Annotated in this window: 18 protein-coding genes; 13 read left to right on the top strand and 5 right to left on the bottom strand. The window is 65.3% G+C overall.

The window, feature by feature from the left end:
* Positions 1–100 precede the first annotated feature (100 nt).
* Both QHC78_RS07265 and QHC78_RS07260 read left to right on the top strand, forming a co-directional pair.
* Complete coding sequence (locus QHC78_RS07265) at positions 101–1,702, top strand: ABC-F family ATPase (protein WP_319743209.1); 1,602 nt, start codon at positions 101–103, stop codon at positions 1,700–1,702.
* Between the two features lie 235 nt (positions 1,703–1,937).
* Positions 1,938–2,867, top strand: coding sequence for a BMP family lipoprotein (locus QHC78_RS07260; RefSeq protein ID WP_319743208.1), 930 nt, complete (start codon positions 1,938–1,940; stop codon positions 2,865–2,867).
* 31 nt (positions 2,868–2,898) lie between these two features.
* Here the strand turns inward: QHC78_RS07260 and purT are convergent, their stop codons facing one another.
* Positions 2,899–4,116 (bottom strand): formate-dependent phosphoribosylglycinamide formyltransferase, encoded by a 1,218-nt coding sequence (purT, locus tag QHC78_RS07255; protein ID WP_319743207.1) that lies wholly within the window; start codon positions 4,114–4,116, stop codon positions 2,899–2,901.
* 57 nt (positions 4,117–4,173) lie between these two features.
* Positions 4,174–5,901 carry a dihydroxy-acid dehydratase gene (ilvD, locus tag QHC78_RS07250; protein ID WP_319743206.1) on the bottom strand — a complete coding sequence of 576 codons (1,728 nt, stop codon included), beginning with the start codon at positions 5,899–5,901 and terminating at the stop codon, positions 4,174–4,176.
* Positions 5,902–6,077: 176 nt separating this feature from the next.
* On the opposite strand from ilvD, the gene QHC78_RS07245 reads away from it, so the two are divergent.
* The 6 genes from QHC78_RS07245 to QHC78_RS07220 all read left to right on the top strand — a co-directional run bounded on the left by QHC78_RS07245 (position 6,078) and on the right by QHC78_RS07220 (position 11,462).
* Complete coding sequence (locus QHC78_RS07245) at positions 6,078–7,346, top strand: FAD-dependent oxidoreductase (protein WP_319743205.1); 1,269 nt, start codon at positions 6,078–6,080, stop codon at positions 7,344–7,346.
* Positions 7,347–7,392: 46 nt separating this feature from the next.
* The gene (locus QHC78_RS07240) at positions 7,393–8,361 is read left to right on the top strand and encodes a tripartite tricarboxylate transporter substrate binding protein (RefSeq protein ID WP_319743204.1); all 969 of its coding nucleotides are present in this window, start codon (positions 7,393–7,395) and stop codon (positions 8,359–8,361) included.
* A gap of 109 nt (positions 8,362–8,470) precedes the next feature.
* Positions 8,471–9,331 (top strand): IclR family transcriptional regulator, encoded by an 861-nt coding sequence (locus tag QHC78_RS07235; RefSeq protein ID WP_319743203.1) that lies wholly within the window; start codon positions 8,471–8,473, stop codon positions 9,329–9,331.
* Between the two features lie 57 nt (positions 9,332–9,388).
* Positions 9,389–10,672, top strand: coding sequence for an aconitase X catalytic domain-containing protein (locus QHC78_RS07230; protein WP_319743202.1), 1,284 nt, complete (start codon positions 9,389–9,391; stop codon positions 10,670–10,672).
* Positions 10,669–11,145 carry an aconitase X swivel domain-containing protein gene (locus QHC78_RS07225; protein WP_319743201.1) on the top strand — a complete coding sequence of 159 codons (477 nt, stop codon included), beginning with the start codon at positions 10,669–10,671 and terminating at the stop codon, positions 11,143–11,145. The genes QHC78_RS07230 and QHC78_RS07225 overlap by 4 nt, the downstream gene beginning before the upstream one ends.
* A 41-nt stretch (positions 11,146–11,186) precedes the next feature.
* Positions 11,187–11,462, top strand: a complete 276-nt coding sequence (locus QHC78_RS07220; protein ID WP_319743200.1) for a PsiF family protein — start codon at positions 11,187–11,189, stop codon at positions 11,460–11,462.
* Positions 11,463–11,535: 73 nt separating this feature from the next.
* Here the strand turns inward: QHC78_RS07220 and QHC78_RS07215 are convergent, their stop codons facing one another.
* Together QHC78_RS07215 and asd are read right to left on the bottom strand one after the other, a co-directional pair.
* A complete protein-coding gene (locus QHC78_RS07215) occupies positions 11,536–12,807 on the bottom strand; it encodes a pyridoxal-phosphate-dependent aminotransferase family protein (RefSeq protein ID WP_319743199.1) in 1,272 nt (423 codons plus the stop codon).
* Positions 12,808–12,955: 148 nt separating this feature from the next.
* Positions 12,956–13,816 carry an archaetidylserine decarboxylase gene (asd, locus tag QHC78_RS07210; protein WP_319743198.1) on the bottom strand — a complete coding sequence of 287 codons (861 nt, stop codon included), beginning with the start codon at positions 13,814–13,816 and terminating at the stop codon, positions 12,956–12,958.
* Between the two features lie 271 nt (positions 13,817–14,087).
* On the opposite strand from asd, the gene QHC78_RS07205 reads away from it, so the two are divergent.
* The 5 genes from QHC78_RS07205 to QHC78_RS07185 all read left to right on the top strand — a co-directional run bounded on the left by QHC78_RS07205 (position 14,088) and on the right by QHC78_RS07185 (position 18,762).
* Positions 14,088–14,579, top strand: coding sequence for an anti-virulence regulator CigR family protein (locus tag QHC78_RS07205; protein ID WP_319743197.1), 492 nt, complete (start codon positions 14,088–14,090; stop codon positions 14,577–14,579).
* 37 nt (positions 14,580–14,616) lie between these two features.
* Entirely contained in the window at positions 14,617–15,228 is a 612-nt protein-coding gene (locus QHC78_RS07200) for a LemA family protein (RefSeq protein ID WP_319743196.1), read from the top strand.
* 56 nt (positions 15,229–15,284) lie between these two features.
* Complete coding sequence (locus QHC78_RS07195; RefSeq protein WP_319743195.1) at positions 15,285–16,130, top strand: TPM domain-containing protein; 846 nt, start codon at positions 15,285–15,287, stop codon at positions 16,128–16,130.
* A 2-nt stretch (positions 16,131–16,132) separates the two neighbouring features.
* Complete coding sequence (locus tag QHC78_RS07190; RefSeq protein ID WP_319743194.1) at positions 16,133–16,627, top strand: TPM domain-containing protein; 495 nt, start codon at positions 16,133–16,135, stop codon at positions 16,625–16,627.
* A gap of 164 nt (positions 16,628–16,791) precedes the next feature.
* A complete protein-coding gene (locus tag QHC78_RS07185) occupies positions 16,792–18,762 on the top strand; it encodes a PhoX family protein (RefSeq protein ID WP_319743193.1) in 1,971 nt (656 codons plus the stop codon).
* Between the two features lie 68 nt (positions 18,763–18,830).
* Here the strand turns inward: QHC78_RS07185 and QHC78_RS07180 are convergent, their stop codons facing one another.
* Complete coding sequence (locus QHC78_RS07180) at positions 18,831–19,244, bottom strand: carboxypeptidase regulatory-like domain-containing protein (protein ID WP_319743192.1); 414 nt, start codon at positions 19,242–19,244, stop codon at positions 18,831–18,833.
* Positions 19,245–19,275: the final 31 nt, after the last annotated feature.

Below are 19,275 nucleotides of genomic sequence, written 5' to 3'. Positions count from 1 at the left end.
ACCCGGATTATGCCTGTTACAATAGCAGGTTGATCTTTGCGCCCTGTTTGCGCTTTTGTCGCCGGGCGCCTTTCCCATCCCTTGCGAGTTTTTTGCCGTCGTGATTTCCACTGCCAACCTCACCATCCAGTTCGGCCCCAAGCCTCTCTTCGAGAACGTGTCGGTCAAGTTCGGCGAGGGCAATCGCTACGGCCTGATTGGCGCCAATGGCAGCGGCAAATCGACCCTGATGAAGATCATCGGCGGCGATCTCGAGCCCTCCGCGGGCAACGTCTCGCTCGAGCCGAATACGCGCCTGGGCAAGCTGCGCCAGGACCAGTTCGCCTACGAAGACATGCGGGTGCTGGATGTGGTGCTGATGGGGCATGCCGAAATGTGGCAGGCCATGACCGAGCGCGACGCCATCTACGCCAACCCTGAGGCGACCGACGAAGACTACATGCGCGCCGCCGACCTGGAGGCCAAATTCGCCGAGTACGACGGCTACACGGCCGAGGCGCGCGCCGGGGAGCTCCTGCTGGGGCTGGAAATCCCGGTCGAGCAGCACCAGCTCCCCATGCGCGAGATCGCGCCTGGCTGGAAGCTGCGCGTGCTGCTGGCGCAGGCGCTGTTCTCGAATCCCGACGTGCTGCTGCTGGACGAGCCCACCAACAACCTGGACATCAACACGATCCGCTGGCTCGAGACGGTGCTCAACCAGTATCAGTCGACCATGATCATCATCAGCCATGACCGGCACTTCCTGAACCAGGTCTGTACCCACATGGCCGACCTGGACTACGGCGAGGTACGGATCTATCCCGGCAACTACGACGACTACATGCTGGCGTCGGCGCAGGCGCGGGAACGGCTGCTCAGCTCCAACGCCAAGGCCAAGGAGCGCATTACCGAACTGCAGGATTTCGTGCGGCGGTTCTCGGCCAACAAGTCCAAGGCGCGCCAGGCGACCTCGCGCCTGAAGCAGATCGACAAGCTCAAGGCCGACACGGTCGAGGTCAAACCCTCTTCGCGCCAGAATCCGTACATACGCTTCGAGCCGGCCAAGGTCATGCACCGCCAGGCGGTCGAGATCGAAGGCGTTTCCAAGGCCTACGACAAGCCCGTCATCCCGAGCTATTCCGCCATGGTCGAAGCGGGCGAGAAGATCGCCATCATCGGCGCCAACGGCGTGGGCAAGACCACCTTGCTGCGCATGCTGGCAGGCGACCTCGCGCCCGACCGCGGCACGATCAAGTGGTCCGACAACGCCAATCTCGGCTACATGGCCCAGGACGTCTCGGACAACTTCCAGTCCGACGACACCGTCTTCGACTGGATGAGCCAATGGCGCCAGCCCGGGGACGACGACCAGGCGATCCGGTCGGTACTCGGCCGCCTGCTGTTCTCGAGCGACGACATCGGCAAGGCTGTCCGAGTGCTGTCGGGCGGCGAGAAGAACCGGATGATGTTCGGCAAGCTGATGCTCAGCAAGCACAACGTGCTGCTGCTCGACGAACCCACGAACCACCTGGACATGGAATCGATCGAATCGCTCCAGCTGGCGCTCGAAAAGTTCCAGGGCACGCTGTTCTTCGTGTCGCATGACCGGGAGTTCGTGTCCGGCCTGGCCAGCCGCATCATCGAGATCCTGCCTAGCGGCGAGCTCATCGACTACAAGGGTACCTACGACGAGTACCTGGCCTCGCGCGGTATCGAGAACTGATCGGCGCAACACGGCACGAAGCTTGCTTCGTCTGCTTCGAGACCGGCGGATTGCTTCCTACCGCCAGGAAGAAGAGACGATGCCAGAAACTTTGTATATCGCCATGATTGCCGTGCAGGCGGCCGCTGCCGACCGTCTGGTCCCCTGGGCTTCGATGCAGCAATGCGGTGCGGTTCCCCGGTGTGCGCCCAACATGGGGGCGGCCCGTCCATCCCGTCACGCAGCAGCCTAGCCCATGCGCATCAAAGTCCTGCTCTTTGGGTCGCCGGGCCACGGCAGTTTCAACCTGTGCGGCCTGGCAGGCGCGGAAATCGCGCAACGCGCCGGGCAGCAAGTGGAGCTGATCTGGATCGAATCGGCCGGTCCCGCCATACGGGCCGCTCGCCTGATCGACATCTGCCACCGCGGTGCGGATCTCGTCATCGCCTACGGCAGCCAGGGTGATTATCCGGTGGCCATGGCCGCCGTGCGCTTCCCCCATATCCATTTCATCGTCGTCCAAGGCTCGCATCTATCCGAGAACACGGCGGTCTACGGCGTCCTGCAGGAACAATCGGCTTTCCTGGCCGGCGTGCTGGCCGCAGCCGAGTCCCGCACCGGGGGCCTGGGGCACTTGGCAGGCGTCAAGAGCGAGGCGGCCCTTCGTACGCGTGCTGCCTATGTGGACGGCGCCATGCGCCATGCGCCGGGCATGGGCATGATGACCTCGTTCTGCGGCAGCCAGGACGATGAGGAAGTCGCTTTTGAAACCTGCGAAGCCATGGCCAAGAGAGGCGTAGACGTCATATTCGCCCCCATCGAGGGCGGACGACCAGGCGCGGTGCGGGCCTGCCGGAAATTCCGGCTGCGGCAGATCGGCTCCATCCTGGACTGGACCGAAAACGATCCGCGGCTCTTCCTCGGCTCGGCCGTAGCGGACGCGGGGCGGTGCATTGACGCGGCGATCAAAGACTATCTGGCCGGCAATGTGCGATTCGGCGAACGGACCCTTTTTGGTGTGGAACGCCCTGAATACGTGAGATTGGCAATGAGCCCGGCCGTCGGCGCCGGTGCGCGGCAAGCGGTCGATGAATGGAGCCATGCGCTCGCGCGCGGCGAGGTGGTCTTGAGTGAGACCTACACCGGGCGCGAGTTCGAATTGAGCGGCCTGCTCAGCCGTCTGTAGCGAGGGTAGGCCGCGAGAACGGCCCGTCCCCTCAAGCCGCGCGCGGCTTGACTCGCGCAGAAGCCTGCTTGGCCTTGGCCCGTGCTTCATCGACGCTAGCCCCGACGGCCAGCGCGACGCCCATGCGGCGTTTGACGAAGGACTCCGGCTTGCCGAACAGGCGAAGGTCGGTGCCGGGCTCGGCCAATGCGTCCGCGACGCCGTCGAAGGCAACGGCGCCTGCTTCGATGCCGCCATAAATGACGCTGCTTGCCCCGGGCTGGCGCAGCGATGTGTCCACCGGCAGGCCGAGGAAGGCGCGGGCGTGCAACTCGAATTCGTTCTGCGCCTGGGTGATCATGGTGACCATGCCCGTGTCGTGCGGCCGGGGGCTGACTTCGGAGAACCAGACTTCTTCGCCCGCTACGAACAGCTCGACGCCGAAGATGCCGTAGGCGCCCAGTTCGCCCGTTACCCGGCGCGCTATGTCGCGCGCCCGGTCCAGCGCCTTGGGAGCCATGGGGTGCGGTTGCCAGCTTTCGACGTAGTCCCCGTCCACCTGCACGTGGCCGATAGGCTCGCAGAAGTCCGTGCGGTCTTGTCCGTCCGGTCCACGCGACCGTACGGTAAGCAGCGTGATTTCATAATCGAAGCGCACGAAACCCTCGACGATGACGCGGCCTCCGCCGACGCGGCCGCCTTCCTGGGCGTAGCGCCAGGCATGCTCCAGGTCCTGCGGACCGTCGAGCTTCGATTGCCCCTTGCCGGAGGACGACATGACCGGCTTGACGATGCATGGATAACCGATGTGGCCGTCGATGGCCGCACGCAGTTCATCGAGGCTGGAAGCGAAACGATAGGGCGAGGTGGGAAGCCCCAGTTTTTCGGCCGCGAGCCGGCGTATGCCTTCCCGGTTCATGGTCAACTGGGCCGCGCGGGCGGTTGGCGTGACACGGGCCGTGCCGGCCGCTTCCAGCTCGACCAGCAGGTCGGTGGCGATGGCTTCGATCTCGGGGACGATGATGTGGGGCTTTTCCGCCTCGATGACGGCTTTGAGCGCTTCCCGGTCCGTCATGGAAACGGTATGCGATCGGTGGGCCACCTGCTGTCCCGGCGCGTTCGCATAGCGGTCTACCGCGATGACTTCGACGCCCAGGCGCTGCAAGGCAATGATGACTTCCTTGCCGAGTTCGCCCGCGCCGAGCAGCATGACGCGAACGCCGGCCGGGCCGAGCGGGGTGCCGAGGGTGGGAAACGGATGGGCAGTCATCAGAGGTCGTCCGGAAGCGCAAAAACAGAAATGTAGCGCGAACCGGCCGACTCTGCGCTAGCAGCCTGGACGGCCGGGCGGCGTGTGCGCCAGCACGCCGCCCTCCGGCAGTGGGCGCACCACTTGTTCGTATACCGAAAGCCAGCCGCGAACCCGCCCGGCGGAGGGAGGAACGAAGTCGGCGCGCCGCCGGGCCAGTTCCTCGTCCGGCACGTCCAGGGCGACCGTGCGGGCATCGATGTCTATAGAAATGGCGTCGCCGTCCCGCACCAGTCCCAGGGGGCCTCCCGCCGCAGCCTCCGGCGAGATCTCGCCCACCACCAGGCCTTTGTTGACCAGGCCCGAGAGCTGGCCGTCGGTAACGACCGCCACATGTTCCCCCAGGCCGGCCCCATCGAGGACGAACACGAAGCGGGACGCCATTCCCATGCCCGGGCCGCCCCGTACTCCCAGACCGCGCAGGACCACGACCGTGCCGCGCGCGATCTCGCCGCGCTGCAAGGCCGCGATGGCATCTTCCTGCGACTCGAACACTTGCGCCGGTCCACGGAATTGCATGGCTTTGCCCGTCGCCAGGCCGAGCTTGACGATGCCGCCCTCCGGGGCGAGCGAGCCGCGCAGGATCACGATCGAAGGGCGGCTGGAAAGCGGCTGGTCGGCCGGATGGAGCACGGCCGGGTCGTACACATCAACGGCCTCGACCGCCTCGCCCAGCGTCTTGCCCGATACCGTAAGGGCCTGGGGGTGATAGCGGTCGGCCAGGCGCTTGAACACCGCCAGCGTGCCGCCGGCGCGTTCCAGGTCCTCGATCGTACGCTCTCCATTCGGCCGTATGGCCGCCAGCAAAGGGGTGGAGTCGGCGAGGCGCTCGAACAGTGCGTAGACGTCTACGTCGGTCTGCGCCTCGCGCGCGATGGCCTGCAGATGCTTGATGGTGTTGATGGAGCCGCCCAGGGCCAGGACGACCCGCGCCGCGTTGGCGAAGGCTTCCGGAGTGAGAATGTCGCGCGGCTTGAGATCCTCCCAGACCATTTCGACGATGCGCGCGCCGGCGCGCGTCACGGTCGCCATCATTTTGTCGCTGTTGGCCGCTACCGGAGCGCTTCCCGGCAGCGCCATGCCCAGCGCTTCGCAGACCATGTGCATGGAGTTCGCGGTGCCTATGCCTGCGCATACTCCCGGGCTGCGCACGGCCACGTCGCTCATGGCCAGCAACTCGTCCGGCTGCATCTTTCCCGCCGCGACATGGCCGGCGGCAAGAAAGACTTCTTCGATATCCACGTGCTGCTGCTTGTAATGGCCGCTCTGCTGATAGCCGCATACCACCACGAGCGTAGGAATATTCAGGCGGCCCGCCGCCATGAGCTGGCCCGGCGTGGTCTTGTCGCAAGAAGCCAGGCACACCATGCCGTCGAGCAGGGCGCCTTCCACGGCGACCTCGATGTCGTTGGCGATCAGGTCGCGGCTGGGAAGGATGTAGCCGCCGCGCGCGCCGGCACTGGTGATGAAATCGCTGGGCGCGGCGGTGCGCACTTCGAAGGGAAGGCCGCCCGCCGTGCGTATGGCGCGCTTGATCTCGGCCGCCACGCCGTCCAGATGACTGAAGCAGCTGGAGAGCTCGGACGAGGTGTTCACGACGGCGATCTTGGGCTTCTCCATATCGTCGTCGGTCAACCCGAGTGCTCGCCACTGCGACCTGCGCACCGCCCAGCGCGAGGTGCCTTTTTCGAAGTTGCTGCGCAGCGGGCGGCGAGCGGCGGCCGAGCCGGAACCTGACGATGACATGAGGTCTCCTGAATTTGAAATGTCATTTCAATTTATCATCTGCGGTTAAACGCGGTCAATGGACCGCCTGCGGGAAAATATTTTTTTGAAATAGCATTTCAAAAAAATTGACTTGAACAGGGCACTGTCCGAGAATGCGCATCCTGTCTACCGTTATCGCAAGAAGGAGAGCGCGCATGCCGAATCAAGTACGAACCGTCCGACGAACGGAGTCCTCGCCGTGGCGGGTCGATGCGGACCTGTGCGTAGTCGGAGCCGGCATCTCGGGGGTCTCGGCTGCGCTCGAAGCGGCGGCACTGGGCCGCAAGGTAGTCCTGGTCGACAGCTTGCCCATGCTGGGCGGCCAGGCCGTCGGCTCTATCATCGGCACCTTTTGCGGCTTGTTCTCCAACGGGCCGAATCGGGTTCAGCTTACGCATGGCATCGCCGACGGCATCCTGCAGGACCTCGGTGCCGCTGGTGCGCTGCACCATAACGTCGGGCCGCTCACTACGGTCGTGTACTACGACGAGGTGGCACTTGGACGGTGGATCGAGCAGAAAATCCGCGAGGCCGGCATCACCGTCGTGCTGGGCGCGGTGCTGCGCGACGCGCGGCGCGAGGGAAGGCGGCTCGAACGCCTCGAGCTTGCCACCCGCTACGGCGACGTGCACGTGCGGGCCCAAGGTTTTGTCGATGCCAGCGGCGATGCCGCGCTGACGTGGCTCGCGGGCCTGGAATGCCGCCAACCGGACGAACCGATTTTCGGCACGCAGATGTTCGTGCTCGAAAACCTCGACGAGGCGCATCTGCCTACGCGTGAGGCGTTCACCCAGCGCATCAAGGAGAAAGCGTCCCAGTACGGCATTTCGCGCGACGATGGCCTGTTCTTCCGCTTCCCGGGCCGGGGCACGGCGGCGATGAACATGACCCACATGGAAACGCCGCTCGACCCCCTGGCGGCTTCCGCCACGGCGTTGGCGGGGCGCGAGCAGGTCGATCGGGTCATCGAATTCCTGCGGGCCGAGTATCCCCAGGCGTTCGGCGCCGCGCGGATACGGGCCTATGCCTTGCCCGGCATACGGCAGACCCGGTGGATCGTGGGCTTGCACCAGTTGACCACGGCCGAGGTGAGGGCGGCCACCCGCTTTCCGGATACGGTGGCCAGGACCTCCTGGCCGGTGGAACTGCACGACCAGCCCGAGGGTTATGTCTGGGAGCCCTTCGGCGAAGACCACGTCCATACCATACCCCTGCGCAGCCTGATTCCCGCCGAGAGCGACAACATCGTCGCCGCCGGGCGGTGCATCGACGCGGACGCCGCCGCGCTCTCGAGCGTACGCGTCATGGGGCCGTGCATTGCCATGGGCGCCGCCGCCGCGCATGCGCTGGACCTGACGCTGGGCGGACGGGTGCAGGATGTCGATGTCGCGGCCTTGCACGAGCGTATCCGGACCAATATCTGATTCAAGGGAGCCTAGCCTTCCCATGCTTCCCTACCGAGGAGACACCATGAAAAAAACGTTCGCCTTCCTGTTGTGCGCCACTTCTGCTTGCGTGGCCGGGCCGGCCGCCGCGGCCGACCACCGTTTTCCTTCGCACCCGGTCACTCTCATCGTTCCCAACGCGCCCGGCGGCGCGGTCGATATTCTGGGCCGCCTGCTGTCCGAGCGCTTGCAGAAGACCTGGGGCCAGCCGGTAGTCGTGATGTACAAGCCGGGGGCCAATACGGTGGTCGGAACGGATTACGTCGCCAGGGCGCCCGCCGATGGCTATACCCTGGGCATCGTGGTGACCTCCCACGTCATCAATCCGACGCTGCGCAAGACCATGCCGTTCGACACACTCAAGGATCTGGCGGGGGTCTCGATGCTGGTCACGTCGCAGATCGTCATTACGGCCACGCCGTCGTTTGCGGCGAAGGATCTGGCCGGGGTGATCGACATTGCCAAGAAGCAGCCCGGCAAGCTGAGCTATGCGTCCCCGGGAAGCGGCAGCTCGATGCATCTGACGGGCGAGCTGCTCAAGAACATGACCGGGATCGACATGCTGCACATCCCCTACAAGGGCAGCGGGCCCGCCTATACGGAGGTCATGGCCGGGCGCGTGCCATTGCTGATCGATCCGCTGTTCTCGTCCATGCCGTACATCAAGTCGGGCAAGCTCAAGCCCATTGCGGTCACCGGCAAGACCCGCGACGCCAGCGCGCCGGACATCCCGACGGTGGCCGAGACCATACCGGGCTTCAATGTACAGAGCATCTTCGGCCTGGTGGCGCCGAGCGCGACCCCGCGTGAAGTCATCAACAAGATCAGCGCGGACGTAGGAACGGTACTGCGCAGCCCCGATTTCAAGGCCCGGTTGGCCGAAGTCGGATTGACCGCGGCACCGAGCTCGCCGGAGGAGTTCGACGCCTACGTCCGGGACGAGATCGCCAAATGGGCACCCGTGGTCCGCGCATCCGGCGCCACGGCGGATTGACCCGCCATGGAAACACCGGTGCTTGTCGATAAAATGGGCGGTCTTTTTGCCGGGCTGCCCGACTGCCTGGCCGCGCTGCCCGTCTACCTGCTGCACCCGGAGCCCAGTCATGCCACGAAACGCCAACCGAGCCCAACCCGCCAAGGCCAAGCGCGGTTCCGCCGCGATCGAATCGGGGGGGACCGTATCCGCCCTGGAACGCGGCATTGCCGTACTGCGTTGTTTCCGCGAGGACGTGCGGGTATTGAGCAATGCCGAACTGGCGGCCATGACCGGCATTCCCAAGCCTACCGTGACGCGGCTGGCCACGACGCTGGTCGCGCTGGGCCTGATGAAACAGGAACCCGAGACCGAACGCTTTTCGCTCGCGGCAGGCGTGGTGTCGCTGGCGCAGGCGTTCCTCGGCGGGGTGGACACCCGCTCGATCGCCCGGCCGCACATGGCCGCGCTGGCCAACGAGGCCGAGGGGTCGGTGTATCTGGGGATCCGGGATCACCTGCACATCGTCCTGATCGAGACCGCGTCGCCGCAGACGGCGCTGCTGCTCGCCCGGCTCAGAGTCGGGTCGCGTTTCTCCGTGGCCAGCTCGGCCTTGGGCAGGGCCTACCTGGGCGCAATGACGGACCAGTACGAAAAGGAACGGCTGTTGCGCAGCATACGCAAGGAATGCGGCGAGGCGGAGTGGTCGCGCCTGGAAAAGGGGCTCGAACGCTCGCAGCGCGACGCGCGCACGCACGGATACTGCCTGTCGCTGGGGGAATTCCATCGCGATATCAATTCGGTGGCGGTACCGCTGATCGTTCCCGGCGGCGAGATCATGGCGCTCAACTGCGGCGGCCCGGCCTTTTCGTTTACCGAGAGGCGGCTGCGCAACGAGGTAGCGCCGCGCTTGATCGAAACCGCGCAAGCCATTGCGCGGGATACCGGCGGCGAAGTGCCGCTGCCCGGCAAGCTGCGCAAGGTGTCCTGAGCGCATGCGGGCCGCATCCGGCCCGCGGCCTGCCGTCGGCCATGAAGGAGGAAAGTCATGAAGCTGAGTGACTATGAAAAAGCCATGCTCGACGGCGCGCATGGACCGGCCAAGCAGAAGGCCATGGATTTGCTGGTGCGTTATGGCAACGCGCTGGGCGCGGAGCGGCTGGTCGAGACTCGCAACGTGGCCGGCACCATAGGTGCCACGACGCCATTCATGCGCAAGTTCGCCGACGAAAAGGGCGGCCTCGACGCAGTGTTCTCCGAGTTCAACCTGGACAGCGCCGAGGTCGTGCCCATCCCGCCGGTCGAAGTCTACAGCAGCCACCTGCAGCAAGGCATAGACCCCGAACATGCCGCCCAGCAGGGCGTGGGCGAAGAGGTGGTGCGCATCTTCCGCAAGGGCGACGCCTACAGTGCCGGCCTGGGCGTGCAGTTGCTGAATACCTGCACGCCTTACCAGGTCGGCAACCTGCCGGCGCGCGGCGAGCATTGCGCATGGATGGAATCGTCCGCCGTCATCTATATCAATGCGGTGCTCGGCGCCCGCTCGAATGCCGAAGGGCGCGAAAGCACCGGCGCGGCCATGCTGACGGGACGCATCCCGTACTGGGGCTACCACATCGAGTCGGAACGCCGGGGCACGCATCTGGTGGAGCTGGACATGCCCATCGAATCCATGTCGGACTGGGGCATGCTCGGCTACTACGTCGGCGACGCCGTGCAGGATAAAGTGCCCGTCATCACCGGGACCGGGCTGGCGCCGAGCACCCTCAAGCTCAAGCACTTCGGCGCGGCGGCCGCTTCGTCCGGTGGGGTCGAGATGTATCACATCCCCGGTTTTACGCCGGAGGCGCCCACGCTCGAAGCCGCGTTCGGCGGGAACCGCCCACGGGAAGTTTTCCGGTTCGGACCGAAGGAGCGGCAGTCGGTCTACGAGAACCTGAATGCCACCGCACGTGACCCGGAGGTCGATTTCGTCATGCTGGGATGTCCGCATTACAGCATCGAGCAGATCTGGGAAGTATGCCGCCTGCTCCAAGGCAAGCGGGTCCACGAGAACACCCAGCTCTGGATCTTCACGCCCCGCGCCACCAAGCAGATCGCCGACCAGAACGGCTACACCAAGATCATCACCGATGCGGGCGGGTATCTCATGTCCGACACCTGTTCCGCGCTGGGCCGCGTCATACCCAAGGGAACGAAGGTGGCCGCCGTGGATTCGGCCAAGCAGGTCCACTACCTGCCGGCCATCATGGGCATACAGGCTTGGTTCGGCAGCACGGCCGATTGCATCGAGGCGGCGCTGACCGGGCGCTGGAAAGGAGGATTGCGATGAGTTCCCGGCAGTATCCGCATGAGGTGGCTCGCGCGCCTGCCACCGGCTCGCAGCCAGGGGAAGAAGTCATCGTGCTGCACGGGCGAGGCATCGTCGGCGGCCGGGCCGAAGGCGAGGCACTGGTGACGCGCGATCGGATTTCCGGGTGGGGCGGCATCGATCCGCGCACCGGAACGGTCATCGAAACGCGCCACGAGTTGCGCGGTGTCAGCTTTGCCGGGAAAGTGCTGGTGTTCCCCGGAGCCAAGGGGTCGTCCGGCTGGTCGGGCCAGTTCCACATTGCCCGGATTTCCGGCATGGCGCCTGCGGCCATGCTGTTCAACGAAATGACCACCAAGATCGCGCTGGGCGCCGTCGTCACCCATGCGCCGTCGGTCACGGATTTCGACATCGACCCGCTGTCGGTGATCGAAACCGGGGACTGGGTCAAGGTGGACGGGGATCTTGGCAGGGTGGAAGTCGTCAAGCGATAATGCGCCATCCCGGGTCCGTCGATCGACGGTTGGAGCGCACGATGAAGAACGTCCTCGCAGTGTCCTTGGCCGCTATGTTCGTCACACTCGCGGGCCCTGCCTTGGCCGCGGAAAATTCCCAGCAGAACAAGATGGCGGTCTGCAACAAGGAAGCGGGGAACAAAAAAGGGGATGAGCGCCAGGCCTTCATGAAATCCTGCCTCTCGGCCAAGAAACTGACCCAGCAGGAAAAGATGACGGTCTGCAACAAGGACGCCGGAGCCAGGAAAGGCGATGAGCGCCGGGCATTCATGAAACAGTGCCTCAGCGCCGGCTGACGAGCCTTCCCGGCCTTGCCCCGCGGCGGCTCGGGGAAGGCCGGCGGCCCACAGGCCGCCGGTAGCGCAGGCGTCAGATCGCCGGATTGGTCTGCAAGCTGTATTCCAGCGTGGACATGCTTGCGGGCATGTCCACCTTGGCGCCGAGGTCGCGCATCGTCGATCCCAGCGCATGCAGGGTACGGAACAGGTTGTGGACCCGGCACTGTTCGCCCATCTGCCCGATACGCACGATAGGCAACCCGAACGAACCCGAGATCTCGACCCGGTAGCGGTTGGAGATATGGGCGCAGATCTCGGTATTGCTCAAGCCGTCCGGGACCACGATCCCGACGACGGAGTTCAGGCGCGACGACGGAGGGGCGAACAGGCGCAGCCCCATGGCTTCGATGCCGTTCTGCAGCGCGAACGACGAACGCGAATGGCGTGCGAACCGGACCGGCAGCGTCTCGGCGCACACCAGGCGCAAGGCTTCGTGCAAGGCAAGCACGCCGGAGACGGGGGCCGTGTAGTGGTAGGAGCCCTTGTGCCAGAAGTTCTCGGCGAGCTTGGCGTCCAGCACCCAGTGGGTGTTGGGCGTCTTGCGCTGGTTGATGCGTTCCCACGCCGCATTGGAGAACGCAATCAGCGAAACGCCCGGAATGGAGGACAAGCCTTTTTGCCCGCCGGTAATGACCGCGTCTATTTGCCAGTCGTCCATTTGCAGCGGCATGGTGCTCAGGGTGCAGACGGCGTCGACCACGACCAGGCAGCCATGTTTCTTGGCGGCCCGGGCGATCGCTGGCAGCTCGCGATTGAACACCGTGTTCGAGGTCTCGCCCTGGACGATGGTCAGGACGTCGGGGTGGTGCTGGGCGATGGCTCGCTCGACGGCCTCGGCCGAAGCGGCCTGGTTGCCTTCTACCTCGTAGGTGATCACGTCGGCGCCCAGCCGGCGGCTCATTTCAGCCATGCGCGCGCTGAAAAAGCCGTTGACTACGCACAGCACCTTGCTGTCGGCAGAGACGAGGTTGCAGATTGCCATTTCCATCGCGGCCGAGCCGGGGCCCGCCACGCCCAGCACCCATTCCGACCGGGTCTGGAAAACATAGCCCGCCATCTGCTTGACCTGCGAGATGATGGTGGACATGGTCGTGCCCAGGTGGTTGATCACCACGGAGTTGGCATGGGCCACCACATCCGGGATGGGGACGGGGCCGGCGCCCATCATGAGCAGGGGGTCGTCAGGCAGGATGTCGCTCAGCAGGCGTACGGCCGGCGGAGGGGAGAAGACAAGCGTGGAGTGGTCGGTCGAGGAAGCGGTATCAGCGGTTTCTTCGGCAGAGCGAAGCGGGCGGGTTGGCATGTTCGATGTGCGGCAATGAGGGAAGGTCCGTCCCGGGGGCCTGCGGCCGCTCTGGCGGCAGGAACGGCGTGGCGGCCGGCAAGAGCCGGAACCACGGCGCCCTGGACGGGAGCAGGCGCGGAAGCCGGGGATGGTTCGACGATCTTAATTATAGATTCAGTGCGCCCCCGAGCGCCTGTCCCATCCGCACCCCGCTGAGCGGGCCGAGGGTTTCGTTCCAGTCCACCTTGCCGGGGCCGAACAGGACCACTACGGTCGAGCCCAGCTTGAAGCGGCCCATTTCAGCGCCTTTATCGAGGCGTACGGCGCCGTCGGCGTAGGGGGTCGCCACCACGTGCCGGCCATGAGGCCGCACTTGCCCCGCCCAGACCGTTTCCATCGCGCCGACGATCATGGCGCCCACCAACACGACCGCCATGGGACCGCATTGGGTGTCGAACAGGCAGGCCAGGCGTTCATTGCGGGCGAACAGGCGGGGCACGGAGCGGGCGGTGAGAGGGTTCACCGAGAACAGCCGCCCGGGGATATAGACCGTTTCCCGCAGCGTGCCGGCCACCGGCATATGGACCCGGTGGTAGTCGCGCGGGGAGAGGTAGATGGTGGCGAACTTGCCGTCGAGGAAAGGCCGGGCCCGTCCGGGATCGCCGCCGAGCAGTTCGGCGGCGCTGAAATCGCGGCCCTTGGCCTGGAAGATGCGGCCTTGGCGGATGTCTCCCAACTGGCTGATGGCGCCGTCCGCGGGGCACAGGATGGCGCCCGGCGAGCCGTCCAGCGGACGGGCGCCGGGTCTGAGCGCCCGGGTGAAGAAAGCGTTGAAGTGCTCGTAGGCGTGGGGGTCGGGCTCGAGCGCCTCGCTCATATCCACGCCGTACTGGCGGATGAAGCGGTCGATGGCTCCGTTCTTGAGCGCCGCGACTCGGCATTCTGCCAGCCGTCCGAAAAGGCTGGACACAAGGGCCTGCGGAGCAAGGTATTGGCTATAGATGAAAAGCTGGTCTTTGATCGGCATGTGCGGGCGTCGCATCGGCGAGGCAGTTCCTGGTTGCGCCGGGATATTACAGGCAGGCGTCCCTGGGCGGGAACCCGTCCGCCCCTGTCATGTCGTTATGGCCGGCCAATCTGCCACTATATCCCGCATCGGCCGGGCAATGCGGTCGAGGACCCCACGGCCGCGCCTGTGCGCCGCCTGGTGATGCCTGGGCGATACGGAAGGCGTCGAGGGGCCGATCCATGCGCTATGCTTGGGCCGTTGCGCATATGCGTGTCTCGAGGGTTGCTTCATGGCGCTGAAAGTACGACTGACTGCTTCTCTGGTTCTGGCCCTGGCAGCGGCCGTTGGAACGGGGCCGGCCGTTGCCGAGCCGCCCCATGGCAAGGGCAAGGGCGGCGGCCACGGACAAGCGGAGCAAGGGGGCAAGGGCGGCGACAAGAGCCGCAAGACAGGCAACGGCGGCCCGCGGGAACAGTCCGTCCGCAGCGGGGGAGGTGGCGGCGACCTTATCCGCGCCGGCGTCACGGTGGCCATGGCGCGCGGCTATGCCAGCGAGTACCGGGCGCTGGGCTATAGCCCGTTGCCGCCCGGCGTCCGCAAGAACCTGGCCCGCGGCAAGCCGCTGCCTCCCGGAATCGCGAAGAAGATGGTTCCCCCGGGCATGATGGCGAGGTTGCCGGTCTATCCCGGCTATGAATGGCGGGTAGCCGGTACGGACCTGATTCTGGTTTCGCTGGCCACGCTGGTGATTGCCGACGTGCTGGCCGACGTGTTTCGCTGATGGCGCGGAAGGACCGTTCATTTCCTAGGAGAACAAGGTGCGAAGCCTGATTACTGCTTTTCTGGCCGTATTGGCGCTGGGACTGTCCGGCTGCGGCTACAACGAGCTCCAGCGTGCGGACGAACAAGTCAAGGCGAGCTGGTCCGAAGTCCTGAACCAGTATCAGCGGCGGGCGGACCTCATACCCAACCTGGTCAATACGGTCAAAGGCTACGCCAGCCACGAGCAGGAAACCCTGACTGCGGTCACCAATGCCCGGGCGCAGGCCACCGGCATCAATGCCACCCCTGAGCTGGTCAACGACCCCGACGCCTTTGCCAAGTTCGACGCCGCGCAGCAGCAGCTCAGCAGCGCGTTGTCGCGGCTGATGGTGGTGGTCGAACGCTATCCCGACCTCAAGGCCAACGAGAATTTCCGCGACCTGCAGGCGCAGCTCGAAGGCACGGAGAACCGCATTACCGTGGCCCGCAACCGCTATATCAAATCCGTCCAGGACTACAACATCATCGTCCGCTCCTTCCCGAGCAACTTGACGGCCAAGGTGTTCGGCTACCCGGTCAAGGCCAATTTCTCGGTCGCGAACGAAAACGCGATCTCCACGCCCCCGACCGTCGACTTCGGCGGGAACAAGCCCGCGGGCGCGCGATGACGGCATGCCTGCATCGCCTGCGTCGTGCCGCCGCGTGGCTGGCGGCCGGCGCGGCCATGCTGTGTATGCTCGTCATCCCTGCCTGGGGCGCGGATGACGGCCTGGTAGCCGTCCCTCCGTTCAAGGGGCTAGTCACCGACCTGACCGCCACCTTGACGGCCGAGCAGGAGTCCGGGCTGGAACAACGGCTGCGCGCCTTCCAGGAGAAAAAAGGCAGCCAGCTTGCGATCCTGGTGGTTCCGACGACACGGCCCGAAAGCATCGAGCAATACTCGATACGTGTCGTCGAGGCTTGGCAGCCGGGCCGCAAGGGCGTCGATGACGGGGTGCTGTTCCTGGTGGCCAAGGACGACCGCAGGATGCGGATAGAAGTGGGCTACGGACTGGAAGGCGTACTCAATGACGCGACCGCCAACCGTATCCTCAACGAAATCGTCACCCCGCGCTTCCAGGCCGGCGACTACTACGGCGGCATCGAGCAGGGCGCCGACCGCATCATGCGGCTCATCGAGGGCGAGCCGCTGCCCGAGCCCGACCGCCGTGCCGTGGCGGGCGAGGATGTCGAAGGCGTTGCACCGGTGCTGTTGATCATTGCCCTTGTGGCGGGCGGGCTGCTCAGACGTATGCTGGGCCGATTGCCGGGCGCCACGGTCACCGGCGGCGTGGTGGGCATCGTGGCCTGGCTGCTGTCCGGCGCGCTGGCCATTGCCGTCGTCGGTGCCTTGCTTGCATTTTTCTTTACCCTGGTGGGAGGCGGCTTCGCCGGCTTGCCCGGCGGATACGGTGGGGGATACCGCGGCGGCGGGCGAGGCGGAGGTTTCGGCGGCGGCTTTGGCGGTGGCGGTTTCGGTGGCGGGGGAGGCGGCGGCTTCGGCGGCGGCGGTGCTTCGGGGCGGTGGTAGGCATGGCGATCAAACGATTCCTCAAACATCTGATCACGACGCGCGGAGCGGCCGAACGCGCATTCCCGCCAGCCACCATGGATGCCATCGAGCATGCCATACGCGAGGTCGAATCCCGTCACCGCGGCGAGATCCGCTTCGTCGTGGAAGGCGCGCTGGACATGGGGCCGTTGTGGCAGCAGCAGTCGCCGCGAGAACGGGCCCTGGAAGTGTTTGCGCTGCAGCGCGTGTGGGACACGCCGGATAACAACGGCATCCTGCTGTATGTCCTGATGGCGGACCATGCGGTCGAAATCGTTTGCGACCGGGGTATCCATTCCCGGGTCGGCGACGGGACCTGGCAAGCCGTCTGTCATGACATCGAGTCGGCATTCCGGCAGGGACGCTACAAAGACGGCGTGATAGCGGGTATTACCGCCCTCGGTGCCACCCTGGAGCGCCATTACCCTGGTGCTGCCAGGGCTAACGAGCTGTCCGACCGGCCGCAGATTCTCTAGCGCAACGTCTTTTATGCGCGGCGCCGGGCGCCGCCTTCACAAAAGTGTCACCGGTGCCTCCTAGCATGTCGCGAGACGCGAATCGGGAGGACGCCCCAGGTTCCCAGGACCGGGTGCCGCCGTCGATTCGACGTCGCAACGCACCCTCCTTGGATACCAAAAAAATGTCCCAACCGCTACAAAACCGCTCGCGCCGCCAGGCGCTCAAACTGCTGGCCGGCGTGCCGGTCATGCTGCCGCTCGGTACGGTCGCCACCACGTCGCTGCTCGCCGCCTGTGGCGGCGACGACGACACGCCCGTGCTGCCTCCGTCCCAGGAGCCCGCGAAGTTCGTCTCCGCCTCGTTCACGCCCACGCCTGCCCCCACGCTGGACAACCCGGCCGCAATGGCCACGACCACGGTGGATTCGACGCTTACCGTCACGCTGAGCGACGGTAGTACCCACGCCTACGAGCTTGCGTACCAGCCTTTCTTCCTGACGGGCGACATGGTGCCGGACGGCAACGGCGGCACGATACTTGCCGGCGGCTACGTCGACATCAACAACCAGCCTATCATCGATCGCTCGATACCCGGCCAGGAACGCCAGTTCTTCTCGGATTCGCCCGACGGCACCTCGCTGCTCACACTGGCGGATGCGAACGTCGGCGGCGTCAACGGCAACGCGGTATTTGCCGTGGTGCAGTTCGAATACAACAGCCGCGACCAGTCCGGTGCCAGCACGTACGGCCAACTGCCGTCGCCGATCGCCGTCCTGACCTTGGACCAGGATCCCGGCACCGGCAAGCTGACGCTGGTCAAATATCACAACGTCGATATGTCGCAGGTGCACGGACTGTGGATTACCTGCGGCGCGAGCCTGTCGCCCTGGAATACGCACCTGTCCAGCGAGGAATACGAGCCGGACGCCTTCTCGATCGCGGGCAACAGCCAGTTCAAGAAGTTCAGCGCATTCACCTATGGCGACGAGACCGCCGCCAACCCATACAACTACGGCCATATCCCCGAGATCACGGTCAATCCCGACGGCACGGGCACGGTCAAGAAGCATTACTGCCTGGGGCGTATCTCGCACGAGCTGGTCCAGGTCATGCCCGACAATCGTACCGTGCTGATGGGTGACGACTACACCAACGGCGGGCTGTTCATGTTCGTGGCCGACCGCGACAAGGATTTGTCGGCGGGCACCCTGTACGTCGCCAAGTACACCGAAACGCTGACCGACACCTCGAGCGCGGGAATCTCGTGGATCAAGCTGGGCCACGCCACCAGCAAGGAAATCGAGGACCTGGTCAACGTCCGCAAGATCCAGCCCACCGACATCATGGAGTCGCTGACCGAGGATCCCCAGGACGACAGCTATACCCTGGCCCACCTAGACGGCGCGCCGGCCTGGCTCAAGCTCAAGCCGGGCATGGAGAAGGCTGCCGCCTTCCTGGAGACCCATCGCTACGCCAACCTCAAGGGTGCCAGCATGGCCTTCACCAAGATGGAAGGCACGACGGTCAACGCCAAAGATAAGGTCGCTTACTCGGCCCTGGCGAACATCCAGGCTTCCATGATCGAGGGCGACGCGGCATGGCTGGCTTCGCGCAACGTTGCCTTCCCCAAGGCCATCAAGGCCGGCGGCATCCTCGAGCATGCGCTGGGCGGTGGCCAACGCGACAGCGACGGCACGGCCATCGATAGCGAGTGGGTGCCGATCCAGTCGCGCCTCATGCTCAAGGGAGAGGACATCCCGGCCGATGCGCTGGGCAATACGTCCAACCCGGAGAACATCGCCAGCCCGGACAACCTCAAATTCTCGGAGACCCTGCGCACCTTGTTCATCGGCGAGGACAGCGGCAACCACGTCAACAACTTCCTGTGGGCCTATAACGTCGACACCAAGGAGCTCGTGCGCATCCTGTCGTGCCCCGCGGCTGCCGAGTCGACCGGCCTCCACGCCGTGGACGAAGCACATGGCTGGACCTACATCATGAGCAACTTCCAGCACCCGGGCGATTGGAGCGGCTTGCACGCCAAGGTCCAGGCGACGCTCGATCCGCTGATCCGTGCCAACTACAAGGACCGTTTCGGCGCGGCGGTAGGCTACCTGACCGCCGATCCGACCAGCATCAAGCTGGGAGCCTGACGGCTGGCAGGCAGCAGCGCCAGGCGGGATGCCCACGCGGGCATCCGCCGGGGCATCCGGGGACGAGGCTAGAAGTAGAACGAAACCTCTGCGCCCCCGGATGACGGTACTTGAACTTGGCGGCTTTGCCGTGCCTGGCCGTACTCGGCGTCGACCCTGTAGCGGCCAGGCGGCAGGCGGGCCAGTAGATATGGGCCCTGGGTAACCAGCGACAAGGCTGGCTTGCCCTGGCTGTCGTAGATGCCGACTTTCACGTCGGCCACGTACTCGCCGCTCTTGCCGGCCGCCAGCACGCGCAGGTTGTAGTCCTTGGCCATGCTCCGCAGGATCGAGGATTCGTCCTGCCCGACGCCGCCGGTGGCATAAGCCACGCCGTTCTGCTCCCCCTGGTCAAGGGCCAGCCCGGTCAACGGCCATGCCAAGACAAGGGCCGCCGCCAGTTGCAACGCGCGTTGCCTGGGTGCATTGGTGAAGTTCTTCATGCCATGCTCCTTGCGGGAAATCGCGCTGGAT

Origin of the sequence: Pigmentiphaga sp., from assembly GCF_033795525.1 — a bacterium.
In the GTDB taxonomy this organism is placed as follows: Bacteria; Pseudomonadota; Gammaproteobacteria; order Burkholderiales; family Burkholderiaceae_B; genus Pigmentiphaga.
This window is presented reverse-complemented; position numbering and strand designations above follow the sequence as displayed.